This is a genomic window from Paenibacillus sp. FSL F4-0097 (assembly GCF_038593125.1).
In the GTDB taxonomy this organism is placed as follows: Bacteria; Bacillota; Bacilli; order Paenibacillales; family Paenibacillaceae; genus Paenibacillus_AQ; species Paenibacillus_AQ odorifer.
Map to the genome: position 1 here is coordinate 726,801 of NZ_CP151965.1, position 23,986 is coordinate 750,786.

Annotated in this window: 21 protein-coding genes and 1 riboswitch; of the genes, 18 read left to right on the forward strand and 3 right to left on the reverse strand. The window is 48.4% G+C overall.

All coding sequences use genetic code 11. From position 1 onward, the window contains the following. Positions 1 to 19 precede the first annotated feature (19 nt). The gene (gene tsaA, locus MHH86_RS03200; RefSeq protein WP_036680929.1) at positions 20 to 466 is read right to left on the reverse strand and encodes a tRNA (N6-threonylcarbamoyladenosine(37)-N6)-methyltransferase TrmO; all 447 of its coding nucleotides are present in this window, start codon (positions 464 to 466) and stop codon (positions 20 to 22) included. 127 nt (positions 467 to 593) lie between these two features. On the opposite strand from tsaA, the gene MHH86_RS03205 reads away from it, so the two are divergent. The 12 genes from MHH86_RS03205 (at position 594) to purF (ending at position 14,573) form a co-directional block, all read left to right on the forward strand. Further along, entirely contained in the window at positions 594 to 2,729 is a 2,136-nt protein-coding gene (locus tag MHH86_RS03205) for a DNA topoisomerase 3 (RefSeq protein WP_076215798.1), read from the forward strand. Between the two features lie 161 nt (positions 2,730 to 2,890). Further along, positions 2,891 to 4,114, forward strand: coding sequence for an MFS transporter (locus MHH86_RS03210; protein ID WP_081388178.1), 1,224 nt, complete (start codon positions 2,891 to 2,893; stop codon positions 4,112 to 4,114). 91 nt (positions 4,115 to 4,205) lie between these two features. Beyond that, positions 4,206 to 4,469 (forward strand): DUF1294 domain-containing protein, encoded by a 264-nt coding sequence (locus tag MHH86_RS03215; RefSeq protein WP_036680925.1) that lies wholly within the window; start codon positions 4,206 to 4,208, stop codon positions 4,467 to 4,469. A 40-nt stretch (positions 4,470 to 4,509) separates the two neighbouring features. Continuing rightward, on the forward strand, positions 4,510 to 4,944 hold the full coding sequence (locus MHH86_RS03220; RefSeq protein ID WP_036680923.1) for a universal stress protein: 435 nt from the start codon (positions 4,510 to 4,512) through the stop codon (positions 4,942 to 4,944). Positions 4,945 to 5,177: 233 nt separating this feature from the next. After that, positions 5,178 to 5,279: riboswitch (purine riboswitch) on the forward strand. A 305-nt stretch (positions 5,280 to 5,584) separates the two neighbouring features. Continuing rightward, positions 5,585 to 6,070 (forward strand): 5-(carboxyamino)imidazole ribonucleotide mutase, encoded by a 486-nt coding sequence (gene purE, locus MHH86_RS03225; RefSeq protein ID WP_038568659.1) that lies wholly within the window; start codon positions 5,585 to 5,587, stop codon positions 6,068 to 6,070. After that, positions 6,067 to 7,299: a 5-(carboxyamino)imidazole ribonucleotide synthase gene (purK, locus tag MHH86_RS03230; RefSeq protein ID WP_051491162.1), complete on the forward strand. Its 1,233-nt coding sequence runs from the start codon at positions 6,067 to 6,069 to the stop codon at positions 7,297 to 7,299. The genes purE and purK overlap by 4 nt, the downstream gene beginning before the upstream one ends. A 5-nt stretch (positions 7,300 to 7,304) precedes the next feature. After that, a complete protein-coding gene (purB, locus tag MHH86_RS03235) occupies positions 7,305 to 8,600 on the forward strand; it encodes an adenylosuccinate lyase (RefSeq protein ID WP_036680917.1) in 1,296 nt (431 codons plus the stop codon). Positions 8,601 to 8,912: 312 nt separating this feature from the next. Beyond that, the gene (locus MHH86_RS03240; RefSeq protein ID WP_036680914.1) at positions 8,913 to 9,803 is read left to right on the forward strand and encodes a phosphoribosylaminoimidazolesuccinocarboxamide synthase; all 891 of its coding nucleotides are present in this window, start codon (positions 8,913 to 8,915) and stop codon (positions 9,801 to 9,803) included. A 124-nt stretch (positions 9,804 to 9,927) separates the two neighbouring features. Further along, positions 9,928 to 10,173: a phosphoribosylformylglycinamidine synthase subunit PurS gene (purS, locus tag MHH86_RS03245; RefSeq protein ID WP_036680912.1), complete on the forward strand. Its 246-nt coding sequence runs from the start codon at positions 9,928 to 9,930 to the stop codon at positions 10,171 to 10,173. A 5-nt stretch (positions 10,174 to 10,178) separates the two neighbouring features. Beyond that, positions 10,179 to 10,868: a phosphoribosylformylglycinamidine synthase subunit PurQ gene (gene purQ / locus MHH86_RS03250; protein WP_036680909.1), complete on the forward strand. Its 690-nt coding sequence runs from the start codon at positions 10,179 to 10,181 to the stop codon at positions 10,866 to 10,868. Then, a complete protein-coding gene (gene purL / locus MHH86_RS03255; protein ID WP_342479636.1) occupies positions 10,846 to 13,092 on the forward strand; it encodes a phosphoribosylformylglycinamidine synthase subunit PurL in 2,247 nt (748 codons plus the stop codon). The genes purQ and purL overlap by 23 nt, the downstream gene beginning before the upstream one ends. Further along, on the forward strand, positions 13,077 to 14,573 hold the full coding sequence (gene purF, locus MHH86_RS03260) for an amidophosphoribosyltransferase (RefSeq protein WP_036680905.1): 1,497 nt from the start codon (positions 13,077 to 13,079) through the stop codon (positions 14,571 to 14,573). The genes purL and purF overlap by 16 nt, the downstream gene beginning before the upstream one ends. Positions 14,574 to 14,731: 158 nt before the next feature. On the opposite strand, the gene MHH86_RS03265 is transcribed toward purF, so the two are convergent. Beyond that, a complete protein-coding gene (locus MHH86_RS03265; protein WP_342479637.1) occupies positions 14,732 to 14,860 on the reverse strand; it encodes a hypothetical protein in 129 nt (42 codons plus the stop codon). Between the two features lie 369 nt (positions 14,861 to 15,229). Here MHH86_RS03265 and purM point away from each other — a divergent pair, with 369 nt between their 5' ends. The 6 genes from purM (at position 15,230) to ilvA (ending at position 22,931) form a co-directional block, all read left to right on the forward strand. After that, a complete protein-coding gene (gene purM / locus MHH86_RS03270; protein WP_076273585.1) occupies positions 15,230 to 16,270 on the forward strand; it encodes a phosphoribosylformylglycinamidine cyclo-ligase in 1,041 nt (346 codons plus the stop codon). Further along, a complete protein-coding gene (gene purN, locus MHH86_RS03275; RefSeq protein WP_076104161.1) occupies positions 16,270 to 16,887 on the forward strand; it encodes a phosphoribosylglycinamide formyltransferase in 618 nt (205 codons plus the stop codon). Before purM ends, purN begins: the two co-directional genes overlap by 1 nt. A gap of 206 nt (positions 16,888 to 17,093) precedes the next feature. Beyond that, positions 17,094 to 18,641: a bifunctional phosphoribosylaminoimidazolecarboxamide formyltransferase/IMP cyclohydrolase gene (purH, locus tag MHH86_RS03280; protein ID WP_076136910.1), complete on the forward strand. Its 1,548-nt coding sequence runs from the start codon at positions 17,094 to 17,096 to the stop codon at positions 18,639 to 18,641. A gap of 23 nt (positions 18,642 to 18,664) precedes the next feature. Then, positions 18,665 to 19,930: a phosphoribosylamine--glycine ligase gene (purD, locus tag MHH86_RS03285; protein WP_076142419.1), complete on the forward strand. Its 1,266-nt coding sequence runs from the start codon at positions 18,665 to 18,667 to the stop codon at positions 19,928 to 19,930. A 287-nt stretch (positions 19,931 to 20,217) separates the two neighbouring features. Further along, a complete protein-coding gene (locus tag MHH86_RS03290) occupies positions 20,218 to 21,513 on the forward strand; it encodes an SEC-C metal-binding domain-containing protein (protein ID WP_076142417.1) in 1,296 nt (431 codons plus the stop codon). A gap of 155 nt (positions 21,514 to 21,668) precedes the next feature. Next, positions 21,669 to 22,931 carry a threonine ammonia-lyase IlvA gene (gene ilvA, locus MHH86_RS03295; protein WP_076104158.1) on the forward strand — a complete coding sequence of 421 codons (1,263 nt, stop codon included), beginning with the start codon at positions 21,669 to 21,671 and terminating at the stop codon, positions 22,929 to 22,931. 87 nt (positions 22,932 to 23,018) lie between these two features. On the opposite strand, the gene MHH86_RS03300 is transcribed toward ilvA, so the two are convergent. Then, positions 23,019 to 23,957, reverse strand: coding sequence for a hypothetical protein (locus MHH86_RS03300; protein WP_342479638.1), 939 nt, complete (start codon positions 23,955 to 23,957; stop codon positions 23,019 to 23,021). Positions 23,958 to 23,986 lie beyond the last annotated feature (29 nt).

Below are 23,986 nucleotides of genomic sequence, written 5' to 3' on the forward strand. Positions count from 1 at the left end.
GGTGTCTAGCACGATTACTTCAATTATTTGCTGTCCAGTCGCCCCAAGCAGCAGCCCAATCGGGAACAGTCACTTCCATTACGCGATCTGCACTAGGAAAATAGGCTTTGATGTCGAGAACCGGTGTACCCGGATAGGCATCAAGCCCGGCCACCTCTACTATTCCAGAGTCTACATCGACAGACAGGATTGCTGCTACACTTAGCCCAATCGGATTAGGGCGAATAGGGGAACGGGAAGCGAATACTCCAGTTAAGGTCGCATCATAAGGAGGCTGAATCTGTGTAGTCTGGCGGAAATGATCATCTGCAAACTCATGCAGCCACCAAAGCACTTGGCAATGACTAAACTGAGATAAACCTTTAAGCGCCGGTCTGAATTCCGGGTTGATTTCAAGCCGCAAATTTTGTGCTGTACCTCTAACCCATCCTATAGGTACTATATTATAGCTTTCTTGTTCATACATTGACTATGACTCCTTTCGGGTATCAGATATGATCTAGTGTATAACAGAGGCATACGGTAAAGCCTGACGATATTTGCTAACATTCATTTAATGCTATAATGAAATTTGATGTGGAAAGGGGAGCATTATGAAGACACTAGTACTGGCGGAGAAGCCGTCTGTTGCACGCGAGATTGCACGGGTCATGGGATGTAATAATAAACAGAAGAGTTATATTGAAGGTCCAAAATATGTGGTTACCTGGGCGCTTGGTCATTTGGTCGGCCTGGCAGAGCCTGAGGATTATAATAAAAAGTTTGCAACTTGGGCCTTGGAGGATCTGCCGATTTTGCCGGAGAAGACCAAGCTGAAGGTGCTGCGGGAGACCAACCAGCAATACAAGGCTGTCCAGCATCTAATGAAACGTCAGGACATTGAGGAGCTTATTGTTGCTACAGATGCTGCCCGTGAAGGGGAGCTGCTGGCTCGCTGGATTATGAATATGGCAGGGTGGAAGAAGCCATTCCGGCGGTTATGGATATCCTCGCAGACTGATAAGGCAATTAAAGAGGGATTTGCAAAACTCCATCCGGGTCGGGAATTTGATCGGTTGTATGAATCTGCACGTTGCCGCGCAGAGGCGGATTGGATGATTGGTCTGAATGTCACGAGAGCTTTGACCTGTAAGTTCGGTTCGCCGCTCTCAGCAGGACGGGTACAAACGCCGACATTAGGGATGATCATGGATCGTGAACAGGAGATTACGGGTTTCCGTTCCGTCGATTTTGAGACGCTGACTGCTGATTTTGGGGATTTCCAAGCGGCATGGCGAGCCAGTAACGGTGATGGTCGGATATTCGAAAAGGATAAGACAGCCAGCTTAAAGGATAAGCTTACAGGACGCAGCGGCCGTATTATTAAGGTACAGAAGAGTGAGAAAAGTGAACCTCATCCACTGGCTTATGATCTGACTGAACTGCAGCGTGATGCGAACCGGAAGTTCGGCTTCTCCGCGAAGCAGACCTCCAGTGTGCTGCAGCGGTTATATGAGCAGCATAAACTTGTCACATACCCGCGTACGGACAGTCGTTACTTAACTTCAGATATGACGGGCACACTCAAGGAAAGACTGGATAGTGTTGCGGTCGGTCCATATGCAGCGTTAGCACGTCCATTGCTGCGCAAGCAGCTGCCGATTACGAAACGAATCGTGGATGATAGTAAAGTCAGTGATCACCATGCTATTATTCCTACAGAACAGACCGTATTGTTAAATGGTTTGAGTACTGAGGAACGTAAGTTGTATGATCTGATTGTGCGGCGTTTTATAAGCTTGTTCTATCCGCCAGCTCGTTATGATGCGGTAGCTGTAACCGTCAATGTAGAAGGCGAAAATTTTCATGTCAAAGGGACGACGGTTAAAGATGCCGGTTGGCGCGAAGTATACGGCGGAGATATGAGTAGTGATGACGAGGAGGAATCTGCGGACGAGCCGGCAGCGGGCAGTGTAAAGCTGCCTGAGCTGCGCGAAGGGGCTGCTGTCACGATTAGCCGCTGTATGGTGCGTGCTGGCCGAACGCAGCCACCGAAGCGTTATAATGAAGCTTCGCTGTTGACGCAAATGGAGAAACACGGCCTCGGAACCCCGGCTACCCGCGCGGATATTATTGAGAAGCTGGTAAGCTCCGATACGATTGAGCGGCAAGGTAATCTCCTGCATCCGACAGGAAAAGGTAAGCAGTTAATCGAGCTGGTATCCACTCAGCTACGTACCCCAGATCTAACCGCACGTTGGGAAGCTGAGCTGGAGAAAATAGCGCGTGGTCAAGGCAAACCGGAGCTCTTTTTACAAGGTATCCGCAGTATGGCACAGGAATTGGTAACAGGTGTGAAAACTAGCGGAGCAGAATATAAGCCGCATAATGTCTCTAACAGCCATTGTCCGGAATGCGGTACAAGACTACTCGAGAAGAAGAGCAAACGAGGGAAGCTGCTGGTATGTCCTGCAGATAACTGTGGTTACACCCGTGCAGGTGAGAAAAGACTATCGAATCGCCGCTGCCCACAGTGCCATAAGAAAATGGAGCTTAAAGAGGGTAAAGCAGGCATGTTCGTACAATGTCTAGGCTGTGGAATCACAGAGACCTTAGATAAGGATCACAAGCATGTTAATAAACGTGAACAGCAAAAGCTGGTGCAGCAATACAGTAAGCAGGAAAGCATAGGTTCTAACCTTGGGGAACTGCTGAAAGCAGCGCTTGAAGGACAAAAGAAGGATAAGTAGTAGGAATCATCGGATGGTTAGCTTCAATTAAAACGAATGATTAGAATAATGAAGGCTGCTGAGTGTGCTCAGTAGTCTTTTTTCTATCCTAGTAAGTTTATGTGGTCTACGGATAGGCTTTGAATTAGAATGGTAAGCAAATGAGTGGAGCAGGTGATTAGGTGGCAGCTGAGCAGCAGGCGAATCCGTTGAAAGCGGCAGATCGCCCACAGGGGCAGGGAAGCAGCAGGTTTTTCTTTTTGGTTATTGTATTTATGTTTTGGTTCTCTTCTTATATTTATGTGCCGGTGCTTTCACCATATGTTGAGCATTTGGGATCATCGTATTTTATGGTGGGTATGGTGCTTGGGATATATGGGTTAATGCAGATCCTATTCCGTATACCCATTGGCATCGGTTCAGATTATTTAAATAGGCGGCGGCCGTTTATCTATCTGGGATTGATTGCGAGTGGAGTCAGCTGTTTTCTTTTTATGTGGGGAGCACAGCCGGGTTGGGCGTTGGCAGCACGTGCGGTATCCGGGATAGCAGCATCGGCATGGGTTGTGTACTCTGTGATGTTCGCAGGATATTTTCCAAAAGAGGAAGCTGGAAAAGCAATGGGCATGCTGCAATTTACTACAGTAATCGCCCAATTGACCAGCATGATGATCAGCGGCTATATGGTAGAGCATTGGGGCTGGAATGCCCCCTTCCTGATTGGTGGAATTGTAGCTATTGCGGCACTAATTCTTGCGCTTCGGTTACCGGAACAAAAGCAGGAAAAACGGCAAAATGCCATACAGATCAAGGAGCTGGCTGGTGTCGTAAAGGAACCTCTGCTGGTAAAAGTCTCGCTGTTGTCTGTGCTGGCACACTGTGTGCTATTTATAACGATGTTCGGATATACTCCGAATCAGGCGCTGAATATCGGAGCAAGCAAAGAAAGTTTGGGCTGGCTAACACTCGCTTTTATGATTCCGCATGCCATCGCAACACTCTACGGTTCACGTCTGTTTGGAGGGCTACTGGGTGATAGAGGGAAGCTTATGCTAGGCTTTGCGGGAAGCGCACTGTTTACGCTGCTCATTCCCTCTATGTCAACGTTAGCGGCACTTTGTCTGACTCAGGTGGGGAATGGTTTTATGCAGGGACTTATTTTTCCGCTGCTGTTGAGTAAATCGGTATCAGAAATAGATCCCTTTAAACGGGCTACAGCTATGGGTTTCTATCAGGCCGTTTATGCGATAGGGATGTCAGCAGGGCCATTTGTAGCAGGTTGGATGAGCTCTGTATATGGCTTGACCGGAGGATTCTGGTTAGGTGGGATTGCGGCGGCGTTGGCTACAATTTTATCCTGGGTATGGATGAAGAATACGAAGCAGAAGCAGCTTAAAGAAACTTAACAGACTTGGCAGAGCGTGTAAGGATGATTGGTTTTTTGTGCAAAAGGGGAATATAATAGAGATAGGAAGCAAGGAGGAGGAGCCCGGGAGAATGGTCAAGGTTGTAATGTTGTGGTTTGTGGTAATTAATATTATCGGGTATGTAGTGATGTCCGAGGACAAGAATAAAGCCCGCAAAAGGCGGGAACGTGTACCTGAGAAAACACTTTTTCTGCTGGCAGCCATGGGCGGCGCACTAGGTGTGCTGATTGCCATGTACCGTAAGCGCCACAAGACGCGTCATACATCCTTCAGGATCGGAATTCCGCTTCTGCTGCTGCTGAATATCTTTTTGTACAGCTATTTTTTAAGATAATAGTCTTTAGGATTACAAACTAGAAAAAGAGGTGGCGTACATGTTATTCTCTAAAATTTTGCTAGCCTATGACGGTTCAAAGGCTTCTAATCAAGCATTGGAGCGCGCAATTGAACTCGCTAAAGTCACACCAGGTTCTATATTGCATGTCGTACACGCATTTGAATTCCCAAGATTTTTTATCGGAGAAGCTCTTGCACCTCTACCAGCTTCAGTAAATAAAGAATATTATGATTTGGCAGTGCAGACTACCGAAGAAGTGAAGGGACGCCTTGAGGCTGAAGGCCTGAATGCTGAGGTTGAGCTTTTACAAGGATCTCCTGCGGAAGTGATTTTGAAATATGCTAAGGAAAATGCTATAGACATCATAGTTATCGGCAGCCGTGGGCTTGGCGGTATACGTGAATTTGTTCTGGGCAGTGTCAGCCATAATGTAGTACAAAGCGCTCGTATTCCAGTGCTGGTTGTAAAATAATATAGAGTTCAAAGGGACGCTGATAGCGTTCCTTTTTTTCAATTTAAGGAAGTATAGGTCGTATTCTGGAGCTTAAACAACATAGAGTGTTAGAGCTAGGAGTGTACGGAAAGAAGTCTTTCTTCACAAAATATAAGGTTATTGAGAATTTAAATTCGTCCAAAAGCGAACATTTATTATCGTGTTTTTACCAATGTTCGTGTTTGAGTTGACATCATGTGTAGGGGATTGTTAAACTGATGTCATGAAGAGCTCGTATAAAACCGGGAATATGGCCCGGAAGTTTCTACCCGGGAACCGTAAATTACCGGACTACGAGGAAATAGGATGCTAGAATGCGATAGTTCAGTCCAGATAATGGAGTGATGCATTGTGCAGCTTTCCGTGCTTAATGCCAGTTTGGTGAGAGGCAAACGGGAGTGTTTTTTCCTAATTCCTTTACTAGTCCGATCCTCCCGCAGCAAAATGCGTCTGGACATCGGGCTTTTTTAATATAAGGAATAAGTTACACGTAATATATCAACCTTATATTATTAAGGAAAACGATAGTCATCCCTGAAGGACGAGAATGTAGTCTCTGCTTGTTCGGATTTACAAGATAAAGATATCTCATACTAGTGATTGGAAGGTAGGTCGAATCATGTCTGTGCAGGTAGCTGTCATCATGGGTAGTAAGTCGGATTGGGATACGATGGAGCACGCTTGTAGGGTGCTGGAAGAGCTGGGATTGTCTTATGAGAAGAAGGTAGTATCCGCGCACCGTACACCGGACTTGATGTTCCGCTATGCGGAGGAAGCCGCAGGCCGCGGCATTCGCGTGATTATTGCAGGAGCAGGCGGCGCCGCGCATTTGCCGGGTATGGTGGCTGCAAAGACAATCCTGCCAGTGATTGGAGTGCCCGTGCAGTCGAAAGCACTTAATGGGCTGGATTCGCTGCTCTCCATCGTGCAGATGCCTGGAGGCATACCGGTAGCAACGGTAGCTATTGGTAAGGCAGGCGCTGTAAATGCAGGCCTGCTGGCCGCACAGATCATCGGAGCGTTCGACCCTGAAGTGCAGCAGCGTGTGCAGCTGCGGCGGGATGCGATCCGCGATGAAGTATTGGAAAGCAGCGACAGCTTATGAGACCGGAGGAGCTGAAGCTGCAGGAGGCTGGCGGCGCAGCTTCGCCAGCCGCACAAGCGTCCGGTGCGGACACCGTCCGGACGCTGCTGCCCGGCTCGACCGTCGGCGTGCTCGGCGGCGGGCAGCTCGGGCGCATGATGGCGCTGGCCGGCAGCGCCATGGGGTACCGCTTCGTGGCGCTGGATCCTGCGCCGGATGCGCCTAGCGGTCAAGTTACGCCGCAGATCACGGCGGCGTATAACGACCGGGACGCGGCGCGGGAGCTGGCCCGCCGCGCGGACGTCATCACGTACGAGTTCGAGAACGTCGACGCGGGCGTAGCCGCGCTGCTGGCGGAAGAATCGTACGTGCCGCAGGGCAGCGCGCTGCTGTATACCACGCAGCATCGGCTGCGCGAAAAAGCCGCCATCGAGGCGGCGGGCGTTCCGGTCGCCCCGTACCGGAAGGTGGACAGCCTTGCGGAGCTAAAACAGGCGGCGGCTGAACTTGGACTACCTTGTGTGCTCAAGACAGCCACAGGCGGTTATGACGGCAAGGGTCAAGCTGTGATTCGTCAGGAAGAAGAGCTGGAAGAAGCTTTCCGGCAGGTTGCACCCGGTGAGGTGATTCCGGAGCTGGTGCTTGAGAAGTTTGTAGCTTTTCAATGCGAAATATCCGTTGTTGCTGCACGCAGTGCATCTGGGGAGGTCAAAAGCTTCCCGCCTTCTGAGAACATTCATGTAAATAATATTTTGCATCTGTCCATTGTACCTGCAAGAGTGTCAGCGGACATTCAGCGCAGAGCTTGCGAGCTGGCTGAGACTTTAATCGCAGGGCTGAATGCGGTTGGACTGCTTGCCGTGGAAATGTTCGTCACAGCGGACGGTGAATTGTTCGTCAATGAGCTGGCACCAAGGCCGCATAATTCCGGCCATTACACCATGGATGCTTGCGTGACCTCACAGTTCGAGCAGCATGTCCGGGCGATTTGTAATCTGCCGCTGGGCGATACAACGCTTTTGACACCTGTAGTTATGGTAAATGTATTAGGTCAGCATTTGGATGGCGCTATTAAAGCGACCTGTACACATGAGGAAAAAGATAATAAGCTGGGTATTGTACCTAAGCTTCATATATATGGCAAGACTGAGAGTAAGACTGGTCGTAAGATGGGTCATATCAATCTGCTGTGCAAGGATACCGGAGACGGCCTATCCTGGGTGGAGCAATCTAAACTTTGGAGGAACTAAAGAATATGATCGAACGTTACAGCAGACCCGAGATGCGGGCCATTTGGACTGAGGAGAATAAATTCAAAGCGTGGCTGGAAGTGGAAATATGCGCTTGTGAAGCATGGGCGGAGCTGGGAGTCATCCCACATGAAGACGCTGCTAAGCTGCGTAAGGATGCTAAATTCGACATCGCACGTATTGATGAAATCGAACAGGAAACACGTCATGACGTAATTGCCTTTACACGTGCGGTTTCCGAAAGCCTTGGCGCAGAACGCAAATGGGTACACTACGGCCTTACTTCCACAGATGTGGTGGATACAGCACTGGGTTACTTGCTGCGTCAAGCGAATGAGATTCTAGAGAAGGATATCATCAACTTTATTGAGATCCTTAAAGATAAAGCTATTGCTTATAAAGATACACCGATGATGGGCCGTACACATGGGGTTCATGCTGAGCCAACTACTTTTGGTCTGAAAATGGCATTGTGGTACGAAGAAATGAAACGTAACCTGGAGCGTTTCCGCCATGCTGCGAACGGTGTGCAATTTGGCAAAATCTCCGGAGCCGTTGGTACGTATGCCAACATTGATCCATTCGTAGAAGAATTTGTCTGCCGTAAGCTGGGTACAAGCCCTGCACCGATCTCGACACAAACTCTACAGCGCGACCGTCACGCTGAGTATATGGCAGCTCTTGCTCTGGTAGCAACCTCGCTAGACAAATTCGCTACCGAAATCCGCGCTCTGCAAAAGAGTGAGATTCGCGAAGTAGAAGAAGCTTTTGCCAAAGGTCAAAAGGGTTCATCTGCTATGCCGCATAAACGGAATCCTATTGGCTGCGAGAATATTTCCGGTCTGTCCCGCGTGATTCGCGGACATATGGTTACAGCTTATGAGAACGTGCCGCTCTGGCATGAACGCGATATCTCGCACTCTTCAGTGGAACGTATCATCCTTCCGGATGCAACGATGCTGCTGAACTACATGCTGAACCGTTTCGGAAACATCGTGAAGAACCTGACTGTATTCCCAGAGAATATGAAGCGTAACATGAACCGTACCTTCGGCGTTCCTTTCTCTGGCCGGATCTTAACCAAGCTGATTGATAAAGGCTTCAGCCGCGAGCAAGCGTACGATACCGTTCAACCACGTGCGATGCAAGCTTGGGAAGAGCAAAAGCAGTTCCGTGATATCGTGGAAGCTACACCTGAAATCACTAATGTCCTCACCCCAGAAGAGATTGAAGATGCATTTAACCCTTCTTGGCACCTTAAGCATGTGGATACCATCTTCCGCAAGCTAGAACTTATCTAAAAAAGATAAGTTAGTGGTGAACTAAGGAGCTAGGAATAGTACGAGCGGTTAATGTTGTGCAGAATTGAAATGCAACTGGTCGATAAGGAACGGAGAGAAATTTTGGAACTGTAGAAGCGTTAGCGTTCGCCTTTATCCTCGGATTTCTACCACGGGCAGTGGTTCAAATCAGGAAATCTGAGGATAACAGCGATCGGAAGTCCAAACATTTCTTGTAGTGGCCCGATTGACCCAACAGATATTTCCGATTTTGCAAGAGACGTTTTCGCTCAAGTAATAATTAATGATCATTAGTTCAAGGGAGGAAAGGTCATGACATCATCGGCCGTATCCACAGCCGTGGAACTCATCAATGCGCCGCTGCTCTACAAAGGGAAGGTTCGCGAGCTATACGATTTAGGGGAAAATGTACTGATCGTAGTTACGGATCGGATATCTGCTTTTGACTATGTGCTGGACCCGGCGGTCCCTGAAAAGGGTAATGTGCTTAACCGTCTGAGCGCGTTCTGGTTCGGACAGACTAAAGAGCTGATGGAGAATCATGTCGTTCATATCGATGTGGATCTGCTTGGCGACGTAGTTAAGGACAAAGAGGCCCTCAGAAACCGTGTCATGGTGGTACGCAAAGCGGAGCGCATTGATATCGAATGCGTAGTGCGTGGATGCATCACTGGCGGCGGCTGGAGACAGTATCAAGAAACAGGCAAGGTAAATGGTATTGAGCTTCCTGCTAACCTCCGCAAAAACGCGCTGCTGGCAGAGCCGATTTTTACCCCTGCGGCTAAAAATGATGTAGGTCACGATGAGGATATTCCGTTTGAGAAAATGCAGGAATTAATCGGAGCTGATCTGGCGCTTGAGCTGCAGGAAAAGAGCTTAAAGCTGTTCGCTTTTGCTAGAGAGTATTGTGCTGAGCGGGGGATCATTCTTGCGGACTGCAAATTCGAATTCGGCTTGTTGGACGGCAAGGTGATTCTGATCGATGAGATTTTTACACCGGATGCTTCCCGCTTCTGGGCTAAGGATAAATACGCGCTTGATATTGAAATTGATAGTATGGATAAAGAGCCTGTTCGTACGTATCTATCTGCATCTGCCTGGGATAAGAATAGTAAACCTGATCCGCTCCCAACTGAAGTAGTAGAAGAAACTACACGGCGTTATCTGGACATTTATCATCGTCTTACTGGCAAGTCTTTATAGTTCAACATAGTGTGTGCACTCATGGGAATAAATTCAGTATATATTTTTGAAGCTAAATGTACTCATTGTAGAATTTCAGTTTCAGAGGGTATGCTCATTAAAATTTAGGAGGAACTACAAGCATATGTTAAAAGCGACGGTATATGTCACCATAAAGAAAAGCGTTCTTGATCCACAAGGGGTAGCAGTACAAGGAGCACTTCATTCGGTAGGCTTCCAAGAAGTTGAAAGCTTGCGTATCGGGAAATATATGGAGCTGACTTTGGATACGGATAACCGTGCTGAAGCGGAAGTTCGTCTCAAGGAAATGTGCGAAAAGCTACTTGCCAACACGGTGATCGAGGATTACCGCTACGAATTGGAGGACTAAACGACATGAAATTTGCTGTACTTGTCTTCCCAGGCTCCAACTGTGATATTGATTGCTACAAGGCGGTAGAGGACAGTCTCGGCGAACCAGTCGATTATGTGTGGCATACAGCGACGGATTTGTCGGCGTATGATTGCATTTTGGTTCCAGGCGGATTCTCATATGGTGATTACTTGCGCTGTGGCGCGATTTCGAGATTTGCTCCTGTTATGGCGGAAGTTGCTAAAGCAGCAGAGCAAGGGAAATACGTGCTAGGCATTTGCAATGGGTTCCAAATTCTTACTGAGGCTGGTTTGCTGCCAGGTGCGCTTCGCCGCAACATGTCGATGAAGTTCCGCTGTCACGATACAGTGCTTAAGGTTGTTAATAATGAAACCCCATTTACTATTGACTATGCTAAAGATGAAGAAATCATCATCCCAATCGCACACGGTGAAGGAAACTACTACTGTGATGACGAGACTTTGGCAGAGCTGAAAGCTAACAATCAGATTGTGTTTACCTATAGCGATAATCCTAACGGCTCCGTAGCCGATATTGCGGGTGTTAGTAACGTACAAGGGAATGTGGTTGGCATGATGCCTCACCCTGAGCGCGCGGCTAATAGTTTACTTGGTTCAGAAGACGGCAAAAGAATGTTTACATCCATACTGAAGACTTGGAGGGATCGTCATGACGCAGCAAGTATCCGTTAAGGAACCGACCGCAGAACAGATTGCGGAGCAGAAAATTTACAGCCAGTTCGGTGTGTCGGACAGCGAATATGAGCTGATCAAGTCTTTTATGGGACGTTTGCCGAACTACACTGAAATCGGCGTATTCAGCGTAATGTGGTCCGAGCACTGTGCCTATAAGAACTCCAAACCACTCCTGAAACGTTTCCCAATTTCCGGACCACGTGTCCTGATGGGACCTGGCGAGGGCGCAGGGATTGTAGATATCGGTGACAACCAAGCGGTTGTTTTCAAAATCGAAAGTCATAACCACCCTTCAGCGGTAGAACCTTTCCAAGGTGCGGCAACGGGTGTGGGCGGGATTATCCGTGATATTTTCTCCATGGGCTCCAGACCTATCGCAATCCTCAATTCACTACGTTTCGGGAAGCTGGAAAGTGATCGAGTAAAATATTTGTTCGAACATGTTGTGTCTGGTATTGCTGGTTATGGTAACTGTATCGGGATTCCAACGGTTGGCGGCGAAATCATGTTTGATGATAGCTATGATGGCAATCCGCTAGTTAATGCAATGTGTGTGGGTCTGATCGATCATGACAAAATCCAACGTGGTGTAGCTAAGGGTGTAGGCAACCCAGTCTTCTATGTAGGACCTCCTACAGGACGTGATGGAATTCATGGTGCTACTTTTGCATCGGTAGAGCTTAGTGAGGAATCAGAAGCTAAACGTACCGCTGTACAGGTCGGCGATCCATTTATGGAAAAGCTCGTAATGGAATCTTGTCTAGAACTGATCGACAGCGGCATCGTTATCGGGATTCAGGATATGGGTGCAGCGGGTCTTACATGCTCTAGTGCGGAGATGGCAAGTAAAGCAGGCAACGGTCTGGAGCTATATCTTGATCAGGTGCCACAACGTGAAGAGGGCATGACGCCTTACGAAATGATGCTTTCAGAATCACAAGAACGGATGTTGTTCGTCGTTGAGCCGAAGGATGAGGCCCAGGCACAAGAGATTTTTGACCGCTGGGGTGTTATCTGCTGTAAAGTCGGTAAAGTTACGGATGATGGCCGCTTGAAATTGTATCATCACGGCGAGGTTGTTGGTGACATGCCAGTAACGGCGCTCGTGGATGAGTGTCCAGTATATAACAAACCTTCTGAGGTTCCTGCTTATTATATTGCGAATGAAAAGGTAGATACCCTTCGTTATGAGGAAGTTACGGATCTGGGCGGTGCATTGCGTACAGTACTTGGATCACCAACCGTAGCAAGTAAAGCATGGGTATACAATCAATACGATTACATGGTGCGGACGAGCACAGCTGTACGTCCTGGATCTGACGCGGCTGTAGTTACCATTCATGGTACTCGTAAAGGACTTGCGATGACTACAGACTGTAACGGCCGTTATGTTCATCTTGATCCTGAAGTGGGTGGACGTATTGCAGTCAGCGAAGCGGCACGTAACATCGTTTGTTCCGGTGCTGAACCGCTGGCTATCACGGATAATCTGAACTTCGGAAATCCTGAGAAGCCTGATGTGTTCTGGCAAATGGAGCGTGCGGTTGATGGTATGGCTGAAGCATGTCGTGTGCTGGATACTCCGGTTATCGGTGGTAATGTCAGTCTTTATAACGAAAATACTACGGGTTCCATCTATCCAACGCCGGTTGTCGGCATGGTTGGTTTAGTAGCGGACACGGATCATATTACGACTCAAGGGTTCAAGCAAGAAGGCGATTCCATTCTTCTGCTGGGAGTGACCAAGGCTGAGCTGGGCGGTAGTGAATTCCAATATGCTGTTCATGGTGTGACCGAAGGTCGCCCTCCGGCTTTGGATTTGGCTACTGAGAAAAAACTGCTGAACGCAGTCCTTACCTCAATTCGTGGCGGTCTGGTGCGTTCCGCACATGACTTGTCCGAAGGTGGACTTGCCGTAGCGCTTGCAGAGAGCTGTATCAGCGGCGAAATCGGAGCGAACGTTGAACTTTCAGCTAACGGTCTTAGATCTGATGTAGCATTGTTTAGCGAAAGCCAATCACGCATTGTGCTGACAGTCGCTCCTGAACGTGCGGAAGAGCTGAAAGCAGCGATTGCAGCCAGCGGTGTTCCAGTGGAGATCATCGGAACTGTAGGTGGAGACAGACTGCGCGTAAATCTGGACGGTGTGTCCGCACTAGATGAAGCTGTAGCAGAATTGAAATTCGTTTGGGAGGATGCTATTCCATGTCTTATGAAATAAAGACCGGGAAAGAGCAGGAGACTCCTATCCTGTGGACTGGTGACTTTTACAATGAAGGAACGGGCTCGGGAGATATTTTTGACACATTAAAAGAGGAATGCGGCGTTTTCGGGGTCTTCGGACACCCGGAAGCGGCGTCCATGTCTTATTACGGCTTACACGCCTTACAACATCGTGGAGAAGAAAGTGCGGGAATCTGCGTAGCGGACGGTCGCGATTTCAACTATCACCGCGGGATGGGGTTAGTAAAAGAAGTATTCGACAAGGACAAAATAGCCTCATTGGTTGGAGACATGTCCATTGGGCATGTACGTTATTCCACTAGTGGGGACAGCCGTTTAACCAATGCGCAGCCGCTGGTATTTAAATATCGTGACGGCGATTTGGCAATTGCTACGAACGGCAACATAGTAAATGAACCGTTGATCCGCAAACAACTGGAGCAAAGCGGATCGATCTTTCAAACTACGAGTGATACAGAAGTGCTGGCGCATCTGATTGCCCGTTCGCCAAAGGATTTTGTTGAAGCGGCAAAAGATGCGCTGCAGCAGCTCGTTGGCGGGTTTGCTTTTCTGCTTATGACAAATGATAAGTTAATTGTCGCTTCAGATTCCCATGGCTTGCGTCCGCTAGTGATGGGACGGATTGGTGAAGCTTATATTTTTGCTTCCGAGTCCTGCGCATTAGAGGTCATTGGGGCACAGCTGGTTCGTGATATTGAGCCGGGCGAACTGCTAGTCCTCGACAAAAACGGTCTCTTGGAGGACCGGTTTACCGAACCCAAACGTAAAGCGCTGTGCGCGATGGAGTATATTTACTTCTCACGCCCAGACAGTGATATGAACGGCTCTAACCTGCACTCCGCCCGTAAGCGGATGGGTAGCCGCATGGCACTGGAAGCTTTTGTCGATGCTGATCTCGTAACCGGGGTGCCGGATTCCAGTATTTCAGCAGCCATCGGGTATGCCGAGCAAACGGGAATTCCTTATGAGCTTGGGCTCATTAAGAATAAGTACACTGGACGGACCTTCATCCAGCCGAGCCAAGAACTGCGTGAGCAAGGTGTGAAGATGAAGCTGAGCGCCGTGCGCAGTGTAGTTGATGGCAAACGTGTCGTTATGATCGATGATTCTATCGTTCGTGGCACGACCTCACGCCGAATCGTCAATCTGCTTCGGGAAGCGGGAGCTGTTGAAGTGCATGTGCGGATTACTTCGCCGCCGTTCAAGAATCCTTGCTTCTACGGCATTGATACACCAGACCGCCGCGACCTCATCGCGTCCTACAAGACCATTGAGGAAATGTGCGAAGAGATCAACGCCGATTCCTTGGCATTTTTGTCGCCGGAAGGCTTAATCTCTTCCATTGGTGGACACAACAAAGATGACTACAAAGGCGGACTTTGCCTTTCTTGCTTTGATAATGATTACCCGACGCAGGTGGATTTTGGCGGGGCAGAGAAAGATGGCTGCTCGTGTTGACATCCCCCTAAGTCCCCCTTTCAAAGGGGGATTCCGAAGGGCTCTGCCCTCCGGCCACCCGAAAGCTCGGCGGTAGGAGTTGGGTTATAACTTGCTAAGAAGACTTGGGTACGAGTGCTCGCTTTGTCCCTGTGTGCTGCGCACGGACGGGACACGCTTTACGGCGCTCCGCCCCCCGGCTGCATCCGCCGCCGGGACTGGCTCGCCAAGCTTCCCTCTGTTTGCTTCGCAAATACGAGGGCCGCTTGTCTCGCTAAGGAGGCACTTGGCTGCGCTCTAAGCACCAAGATCAGCTCTCCAAGCTCGTCCCTGTTTGCTACGCAAATGCGGTACTCGCTTGTTTCGCTTAAGAAGGTGCATGGCGCAGCTCATGCACCGAGGTCTTGAGGTCCGTATGCAAGGCGCGCACTGCGGCTTGCAGTAGGGACAAACCGGTGGTTGGAGGGAGTTATGGAGAGGAAGTTTGGAACTGTAGAAGCGTTAGCGTTCGCCTTTATGCTCGAATTTCTACCGCTCAGCGGTAAAAAATTCAAAGGAATTCGAGCATAACAGCGATCGGAAGTCCAAACATTCCTCGCAGTAACTCCCCTACAACCACCCAAAAGCCGAATGCGCCCAAACGCGCTCTAAACTATTAAAAGATGAGGTGTCCAATAGTGTCGGAAGCTTATAAAAACGCCGGAGTGGATATTGCGGCTGGTAATGAAGCGGTAGAACGCATGAAAAAGCACGTAAAACGTACTTACCGTCCAGAAGTAATGACGGATCTTGGTGGGTTCGGAGCGCTGTTTGGCCTCAATAAAGATAAATATGAAGAGCCAGTGCTTGTATCGGGAACTGATGGTGTAGGCACAAAGCTCAAAATCGCATTCGCGGCGGATCGTCATGACACGATTGGCATCGACGCTGTAGCTATGTGCGTGAACGACATTGTAGTGCAAGGTGCAGAGCCACTCTTTTTCCTCGACTATCTGGCTTGCGACAAAGTGGTGCCGGAGAAAATCGAAGCTATCGTAGCTGGAATCGCTGAAGGCTGTCACCAAGCGGGTTGTGCACTGATTGGCGGCGAAACGGCTGAGATGCCGGGTATGTATTCAGCAGGTGAATATGATATCGCTGGATTCACAGTGGGCGTAGCTGACAAAGCGAAGCTGGTAACAGGCGCTAACATCGCTGCTGGAGACACAGTGATTGGTCTGGCTTCCAGTGGTGTGCACAGCAATGGCTTCTCGCTGGTGCGTAAGCTTTTGCTTGAGCAAGAGGGTTATGGTCTGAAAGACGTGCTTCCTGAGCTTGGCGCTCCGCTGGCGGATGTACTCCTTGCACCAACTAAGATTTATGTGAAGCCTTTGCTGGCACTGCTGGAGCAGCTTCCGGTAAAAGGTATGGCTCACATTACGGGTGGCGGATTCATCGAGAATATCCCACGCGTATTGCCTGATAATGTAGACGTGGAGATCAATTACGGATCATGGCCGATTCTGCCAATCTTCGGATTGATGCAGGACAAAGGAAACGTGAGCAACCGTGATATGTTCACTACTTTTAATATGGGAATTGGTCTTGTTCTGGTAGTTAGCGCTGCTGATGGAGAACGCGCTCTTGAACTGCTTAAAGCTAGCGGAGAAGAGGCGTATATCATTGGTAAAGTAACAGAAGGGGAACGCAAAGTAACCTTTACTGGAGCTGAAGTGTGATGCAATCAAGTCGAATCGCTGTTTTTGCTTCGGGGCAGGGCAGCAATTTTGCAGCACTGATCGAGGCACAGAGAGCAGGCTTGCTTGGAGACGGCAGGATTGAATTGCTTGTCTCGGACAAGCCGGAAGCGCCTGTAGCACAACGTGCGGAGGATGCGGGAATTCCCGCCCTCCTGCTGCGGCCAAAAGACTTCGCCAGCCGTGAGCTCTACGAAGCAGAGATTGTCGCAGAGCTTCAGCGGCGGGAAATCGGGCTGGTTGTGCTGGCAGGGTATATGCGCCTCATTACACCAGTGCTTTTAACGCCGTATGCGGGTCGGATTATTAACATTCACCCATCGCTGCTGCCTGCTTTTGCTGGAAAGGATGCGATCGGACAAGCGCTGGATTATGGCGTGAAGCTGACGGGAGTCACTGTGCATTTTGTCGATGGAGGTATGGATACCGGGCCAGTTATTGCTCAGCGTAGCGTAGTTGTGTTGGATAACGACACGGCGGATTCATTGGCGGAACGGATTCATAAGGTTGAGTATGAGTTGTATCCTGAAGTGGTTGGCGCTTTCGCCAGCGGGAAAGTGGAACTGAGTGGAAGAAAGACGATTATCCGCGAAAAGTAAGCCACACTGTAGTCATTCGAAGTTTTGGATCGACATTTGGTGACAGGCGGAGAGATTTCAGGGTATTTCTCGGGAAATATTGCATAAGCGGCATTATGTGTCGTGTAGTAGGTAATAGAGTCAGATTCTTTCTTATAGTAATTTCCCAAGCTTTTAGATGTCATCACATTAAATCGCACGTACAACCCGAAGGAGGACTATTCAAAGTGAGTATCAAAAGAGCGCTAGTTAGCGTATCGGATAAACAAGGTATCGTGGATTTTTGCCGCGAGTTGTCTGCATTAGGCGTAGAGATTATTTCCACAGGTGGAACAAGCACGCTTTTGGCTAAGGAAGGTGTTCCAGTCATCGGTATTTCCGATGTTACAGGATTCCCGGAAATCATGGATGGACGTGTCAAAACCTTGCACCCGGCTGTACACAGCGGATTGCTAGCGGTTCGTGACAATGAGGAACACACGCGTCAAATGAAAGAGCTTGGTCTGGACTACATTGATCTGGTAGTAGTAAATCTGTATCCGTTCGCGGAAACCATTGCTAAACCGGATGTATCGTATGAAGAAGCCATCGAGAATATCGATATCGGCGGACCGACGATGCTGCGTTCTGCGGCGAAGAACCATGCTTTTGTAAGTGTAGTGGTAGATGCTAACGACTATGCTACAGTGCTTGAAGAGGTTCGCGCAGATGGAGATACAACGCTGGAAACACGCAAACGTCTTGCGGCAAAAGTGTTCCGTCATACGGCGGCTTACGATGCCTTAATTTCCGATTATTTGGCTAATGTTACTGGCGAACCGCTTCCTGAGCGCTACACCGTGACTTATGAAAAAATTCAGGATCTGCGCTACGGCGAGAATCCACATCAAAAAGCGGCATTCTATCGCAAGCCTTTGGCTGCGGGGGATACTCTTACAGCAGCTGAGCAATTGCATGGCAAAGAATTATCCTACAACAATATCAACGATGCTAACGCAGCGCTGCAAATCGTGAAAGAATTTGAAGAACCTGCTGTCGTAGCCATTAAACATATGAATCCTTGTGGTGTAGGTGTCGGTGAAAGTGTATACGAAGCTTATCAAAAAGCTTACAACGCAGACCCAACCTCTATCTTTGGCGGAATTGTAGCCGCTAACCGGATTATCGACGCGGACACTGCTAATCTGCTGAAAGAGATTTTCCTCGAAATCGTATTGGCGCCAGGCTTTACGGAAGAAGCACTGGAAATCCTTACGAAGAAAAAGAACCTGCGTCTGCTCAAAATCGGCAATCTCAGCACGGCTAGTGCGCGTAAGAGCAGCTTCGTAGTTACCTCTATTGATGGAGGAATGGTTGTACAGGAGAGCGATGTGCATTCTGTGAACCCGGATGATCTACAAGTTGTTACGGACCGTAAGCCAACCGAAGAAGAATTGAAACAGCTGTTGTTCGGCTGGAAGGTAGTTAAGCATGTGAAATCTAATGCGATTGTATTAGCTGCTGATGATATGACAGTTGGCGTAGGTGCAGGGCAAATGAACCGCGTTGGCGCAGCTAAAATTGCGATTGAACAAGCTGGCGAGAAGTCCAAAGGATCAGTCCTTGCCTCTGACGCCTTCTTCCCAATGGGAGATACACTTGAAATGGCAGCCAAAGCAGGCATTACTGCAGTTATTCAGCCAGGCGGCTCCATTAAAGACGAAGAATCGATCAAGGTCGCGAATGAGTATGGAATTGCTATGGTCTTCACAGGCGTCCGTCATTTCAAACACTAGAACGCTGGGAGGATTTTATTCTAATGGATATTTTAGTGGTTGGCGGCGGCGGCCGGGAGCATGCGATTATTTGGAGCCTGTCCCAAAGCCCCAAGGTTGGTAAAATCTATTGCGCACCCGGCAACGCCGGGATCGCGCAGCTAGCAGAATGTGTGCCTATCGGTGTGTTCGAGTTCGATCGTCTGACGGCTTTTGCCAAAGAGAAGGAAGTTGGCCTTGTCGTAATCGGACCGGATGATCCGTTAGCAGGGGGCATTGTGGATGCTTTTGAAGCACAGGCTATTCCTGTGTTTGGTCCACGTAAGAATGCAGCTGAGATCGAAGGCAGCAAAACCTTTATGAAGGATCTTTTGCACAAATATAATATTCCGACAGCAGCCTATGAAAAATTTGATGGCTATGAAGCTGCACTGGCTTACTTACGCGAGCAACCGCTGCCGATTGTAATCAAGGCAGATGGGCTTGCCGCAGGAAAAGGCGTGACCGTTGCCTATTCACGGGAAGAGGCAGAGCAGGCACTAGCTGATATTATGGTAACCAAAGTGTTTGGTGAAGCTGGCGCTCAGGTTGTCATTGAAGAGTTCCTAGCGGGTCAAGAAATGTCGATTTTGGCTTTTGTTGATGGAGAGACAGTTCGTCCGATGGCTGCCGCTCAGGATCATAAGCCCGCTTACGATGGAGATAAAGGTCCTAATACCGGTGGAATGGGCACCTATTCGCCTCTGCCGCATATCGACGAGGCGATTATCCAAGAAGCGATTGAGACCATCATTAAGCCAACAGCCAAGGCTATGGTAGCTGAAGGCCGTTCTTTCAGCGGCGTTTTGTTCGCAGGGCTGATGATTTCTCCAGAAGGTAAACCAAAGACCATTGAATTCAATGCCCGGTTTGGGGATCCGGAGACACAGGTCGTGCTGCCTAGATTGAAGAGCGACTTGTTAGAAATCTTTTTGGCAGTAACCGAGGGCAGACTTGCGGATATCGACATTGAATGGAGCGACGAAGCAGCGGTGTGCGTGGTTCTCGCTTCTGGAGGATATCCAGGCTCTTATCCTAAGGGGGTGCCGATTGAAGGGCTTGAGGACAGCCAAGGAGGGCTGATCTTCCATGCCGGCACAGCACGGGGGGCAGATGGCAGCTGGGTAACGAACGGCGGACGGGTCTTAGGCGTGGTAGGCCTGGGTGCTACGATTGCCGAAGCTCGTTCAGCAGCCTATGCTAGGGCTGAAGGAATCTCTTTTTCCGGGAAACAGAATCGCAGCGACATCGCTATGAAGGCTCTGGTATAAGGATAAAGCACTGTATCTAGCAATTTTTTGCGCTTTAAGTCCTAAAAAAGGACTGACAAGTGATAGAAGAAGTGCTATAATACTACACGTACGGGGGAAAATGTGCGGATATATACAGATAAGGGCCTTTCCGATCATGGGAAGGCCCTTTTAAATCGGAGTCCTTCAGACTTTGTGCAGTAACCTTATAAAGGATGCCTCGTGCCTGAAAATGTTGATACTTATAGTGCATACTAGCGATACGCTTATGGCGAATGGCTACTCACAGATTTAAGGGGGAATTCGTTTTGAGTAAGATTGGAAGAAATGATATGTGTCCTTGCGGAAGCGGGAAAAAATATAAGAAATGCTGCCTAGGGAAAGAAACTTCTGCAGTGGAATCCATCATGCGACTGGTAACAACGGAAGAATCCGCTGCTACTGTGGCTGTGGCCGAGAAACCAGAAGCGGCAGCCATTTCTGAAGCTAAACTTACCCTAACCACGCTCAAAAAAAAGGTGTCACGTGATCTGAAATGGGAGCATCCGGCGCATGAACAATTGGCTATGCACCTTATTGAGACCATGAGAGACAGCTATGACCGGGAGCTAATCTGGGAAGGTCTGGTTCTATGGAATGGTTATTCCCGTCACATCAAGCCTGCAGTGAAGAAAATGGGCTCCTTCTGCGCGGCTATCGAATTTATCTTGTCTGAGGAATATGGTTTCCTTCAAACTCAAGCTGATCTAGCGATCAAACATGAGGTTACTGCACCTACCATCTCCAGAAAAGTTAAAGAGATGCTTAATTATATCGAACAGTACGGCATGGGCGGGGCAGAGGAAGAATTACTTTTGCTCAACGTTTCAGGCACTCCGAAGGATCAGGAACAGGCTTTGCTGCAAAAAGCAATGGAAACTAAAGCATCCAATCGTCGGATCCAGCTAGCAGAAGCGGCATTGGAAGTTTATCCGGACAGTCCGGACGCCTATCTCATTTTGGCTGAGGAAGCCGAGAATGAAGCAGATGCCCGTGCTTATCTGAAAGCAGGGATGGAAGCGGGTGCGCGTGAGCTTGGAGAAGCCTTTTTCACTGAGAACAAAGGACATTTCTGGGGTCTTTACGAGACACGTTCTTACATTCGAATCTGCAAAAGCTACGCTGACTCCTGCTGGTTTAGCGGAAATGCAGAAGAAGCACAAAAGACGTTGGAGCACATCCTAGAATTGAACCCAGAAGATAACACAGGTGCGCGTTACCTTCTAACGGCAACGTACCTTTACACCAATAAGCTTAAGAAGACCGAGAAGGTACTGGAGAAGTTCGGCAAGGATGCAGCAGCAACAGTAGCATATGACCGTATGGTTTTAGAATATAAGAAGAACGGGATCACTTCCCAGCTCAAAATGCTCTACCGCGTGGCGAAGAATGTGAACAAGCATGTGCCAGATTATCTGTTAGGCATCAAAAGATTGCCGCATAACCTGCCTGATTTTGTAGGTGTGGGTGACGCTAACGAGGCTATCGAATATGTTATTGTACATTCACGTTTGTGGACAAGCTTACCAGACCTGGTGAAGTGGATGCTGAAGCAACAGGACTAGTAGGTTTCATAGCGTAGGGATAGCAATTAGTAAGAGACTATAGGGTTCCTTTAGTCTCTTTTTCTTTATCACTGATTAGGATGCTTGAAAAAATGTCCTCGGGAGAGTATGTTACAAGAAGTAGAATAACAGATAGATAGTGAGGCGAGAGGGTTATGAGAGAAGAGGAAGACCGAATCGTAGGAATGGAAGATATTGTGCGGGCTCATCACGTACTGCGTGAAGTCATAATCCGGACACCCCTACAACGTGATGCTGTGCTGTCAGCCAAGTATGATTGTGATGTGTATTTGAAGCGCGAGGATTTGCAGATTGTACGTTCTTTCAAAATCCGCGGAGCTTATAATATGATTCGTAGTTTGTCAGCAGAAGATAGAGCAAAAGGCATTGTTTGTGCGAGTGCGGGCAACCATGCGCAAGGCGTAGCCTATTCCTGTAAAGCGCTTGGAATTAAAGGCAAGGTCTATATGCCAAGCACTACACCTAACCAGAAGGTTAAGCAGGTTCGACGGTTCGGCGGTGAGTTTGTTGAAGTCATTCTGAAGGGCGATACCTTTGATGACGCTTATGATGAAGCACTGCAAGCTTGTATAGATCATGGGATGACGTTGATCCATCCCTTTGATGAGCCACGAATCATTGCGGGCAACGGCACCATTGCAATGGAAGTGATGGAGAGTCTGGACAACCCTGCAGATTTTATGTTCGTAACCATTGGTGGAGGCGGCCTGGCAGCGGGTATAGCCACCTATGTGAAGACAGTTAGTCCTTCTACCAAGTTGATTGGTGTGGAGCCACTCGGAGCCGCTTCTATGACGGAAGCGATCAAGCTTGGAGAAGTGGTGACTCTAAAGGAAATTAATAAGTTCGTGGACGGAGCGGCTGTAAAACGTGTTGGCGGCCTGACATATGATATTTGCTCCCGTCATCTGGATGACATCGTGATGGTGCCTGAAGGCAAAGCTTGTACCACGATTTTGGAATTATATAACGAGAATGCCATAGTGGTTGAGCCAGCAGGTTCGCTGCCTATCGCAGCGCTTGATCAATATCGTGATCAAATCCGCGGCAAAACAGTTGTCTGTATCATAAGCGGCGGGAACAACGATATTGACCGGATGCAGGAGATCAAGGAGCGTTCATTGATTTACGAAGGCTTAAAACACTATTTCATGGTGAACTTCCCGCAACGGGCAGGTGCGCTGCGTGAGTTCTTGGGTGAAATCCTTGGACCTCACGATGATATTACCCGTTTCGAGTATATTAAGAAGCATGATAAAGAAAATGGTCCCGCGCTTGTTGGCATTGAATTATTGTCAACGGATGCCTACGAACCTCTCATCGAACGGATGCAGCAGAAGGGCGTCGATTATGTAGAGATCAATAAGGATTCTAATCTCTTTAACATCCTTATTTAATGCTCGCATCCACTTAATAATCATGTTAATGAACACGCAAAAGCCCGTCCCTATTCATTTCAGGGACGGGCTTTTGTGATTTCTTTATTAGAGAGGTAATGAAGTCTTACGATATTGCTCGACCTCATCGGTCAATTTATAGCTATTGTCTTTCATTAATTTCATGAAGCTATCCAGCTTTTGGAGAAAGGTGCTGTTGTCATTGTTTTTGGTCAGAATACTGGAGTAAGACTTTTGCGCCTCCAAATCCATTTCCAGATTGTCATAATGGAAGAGAGGAGTGTTATTCTGGCCGTAAAACGTATTATTCACATACATAGTGTACAAGGCTTTTACAGCAGAAATTCGGTTTGACTTTGGATGATTTTGAATGAATTGCTCTTGAGATAAAGCTCTGGCTGCAACCTCAGTCCAGGCGATAACTAGCCCGTTGTCCTTGGAAGAGGGCAGGTCCGATTCGGTGGCCATAATGGTAATATAAGCGCTGATATCATTGGTAACGTATAGCTTGTACTTGCGGTAAGCCCCATAATCGATCACCGGGAAAAAAGTACCCTCTGCTGTCTCCAGCTTATATCCGCTTTCGCTGGCACTTTTAAGCAGTGTACGCAGCTGGAGATCATCAGTAATAGCGGCAAGAGACGACATGCTGGCGCCTGCTTTATAAATGGCGGTGAGCTTCCGCTGGACAGCATTGGTACTGAATTTACTTTCCCAGGCTTGCAGCGCAGCTTTATGCAGATTCTCAAGCTTCAGGGTCATCATTGTTGCACGATATGACCCTACCGCATACATATTGGAGTTCAAATATTTTATGGCTTCGGGTAACTTGTCAGAGGTAGATAACAGCGGTAATGCAGCTTTATAGACAGCCTCTGCATGATTATTGCTAGCTGCTTGAGGAATTGCCTTAGCGCCTTCCCCAGTAGGGCTGGTAGCACCTTCGGCGTGAATAGCACTGGGCACTATGCCTAGCCCTAAGGCTATAGCTAGAACGGAGTAGAGAATATGATGCTTCTTAATCATGGAAGTTTCCCCCTATCTATCGGATGGAA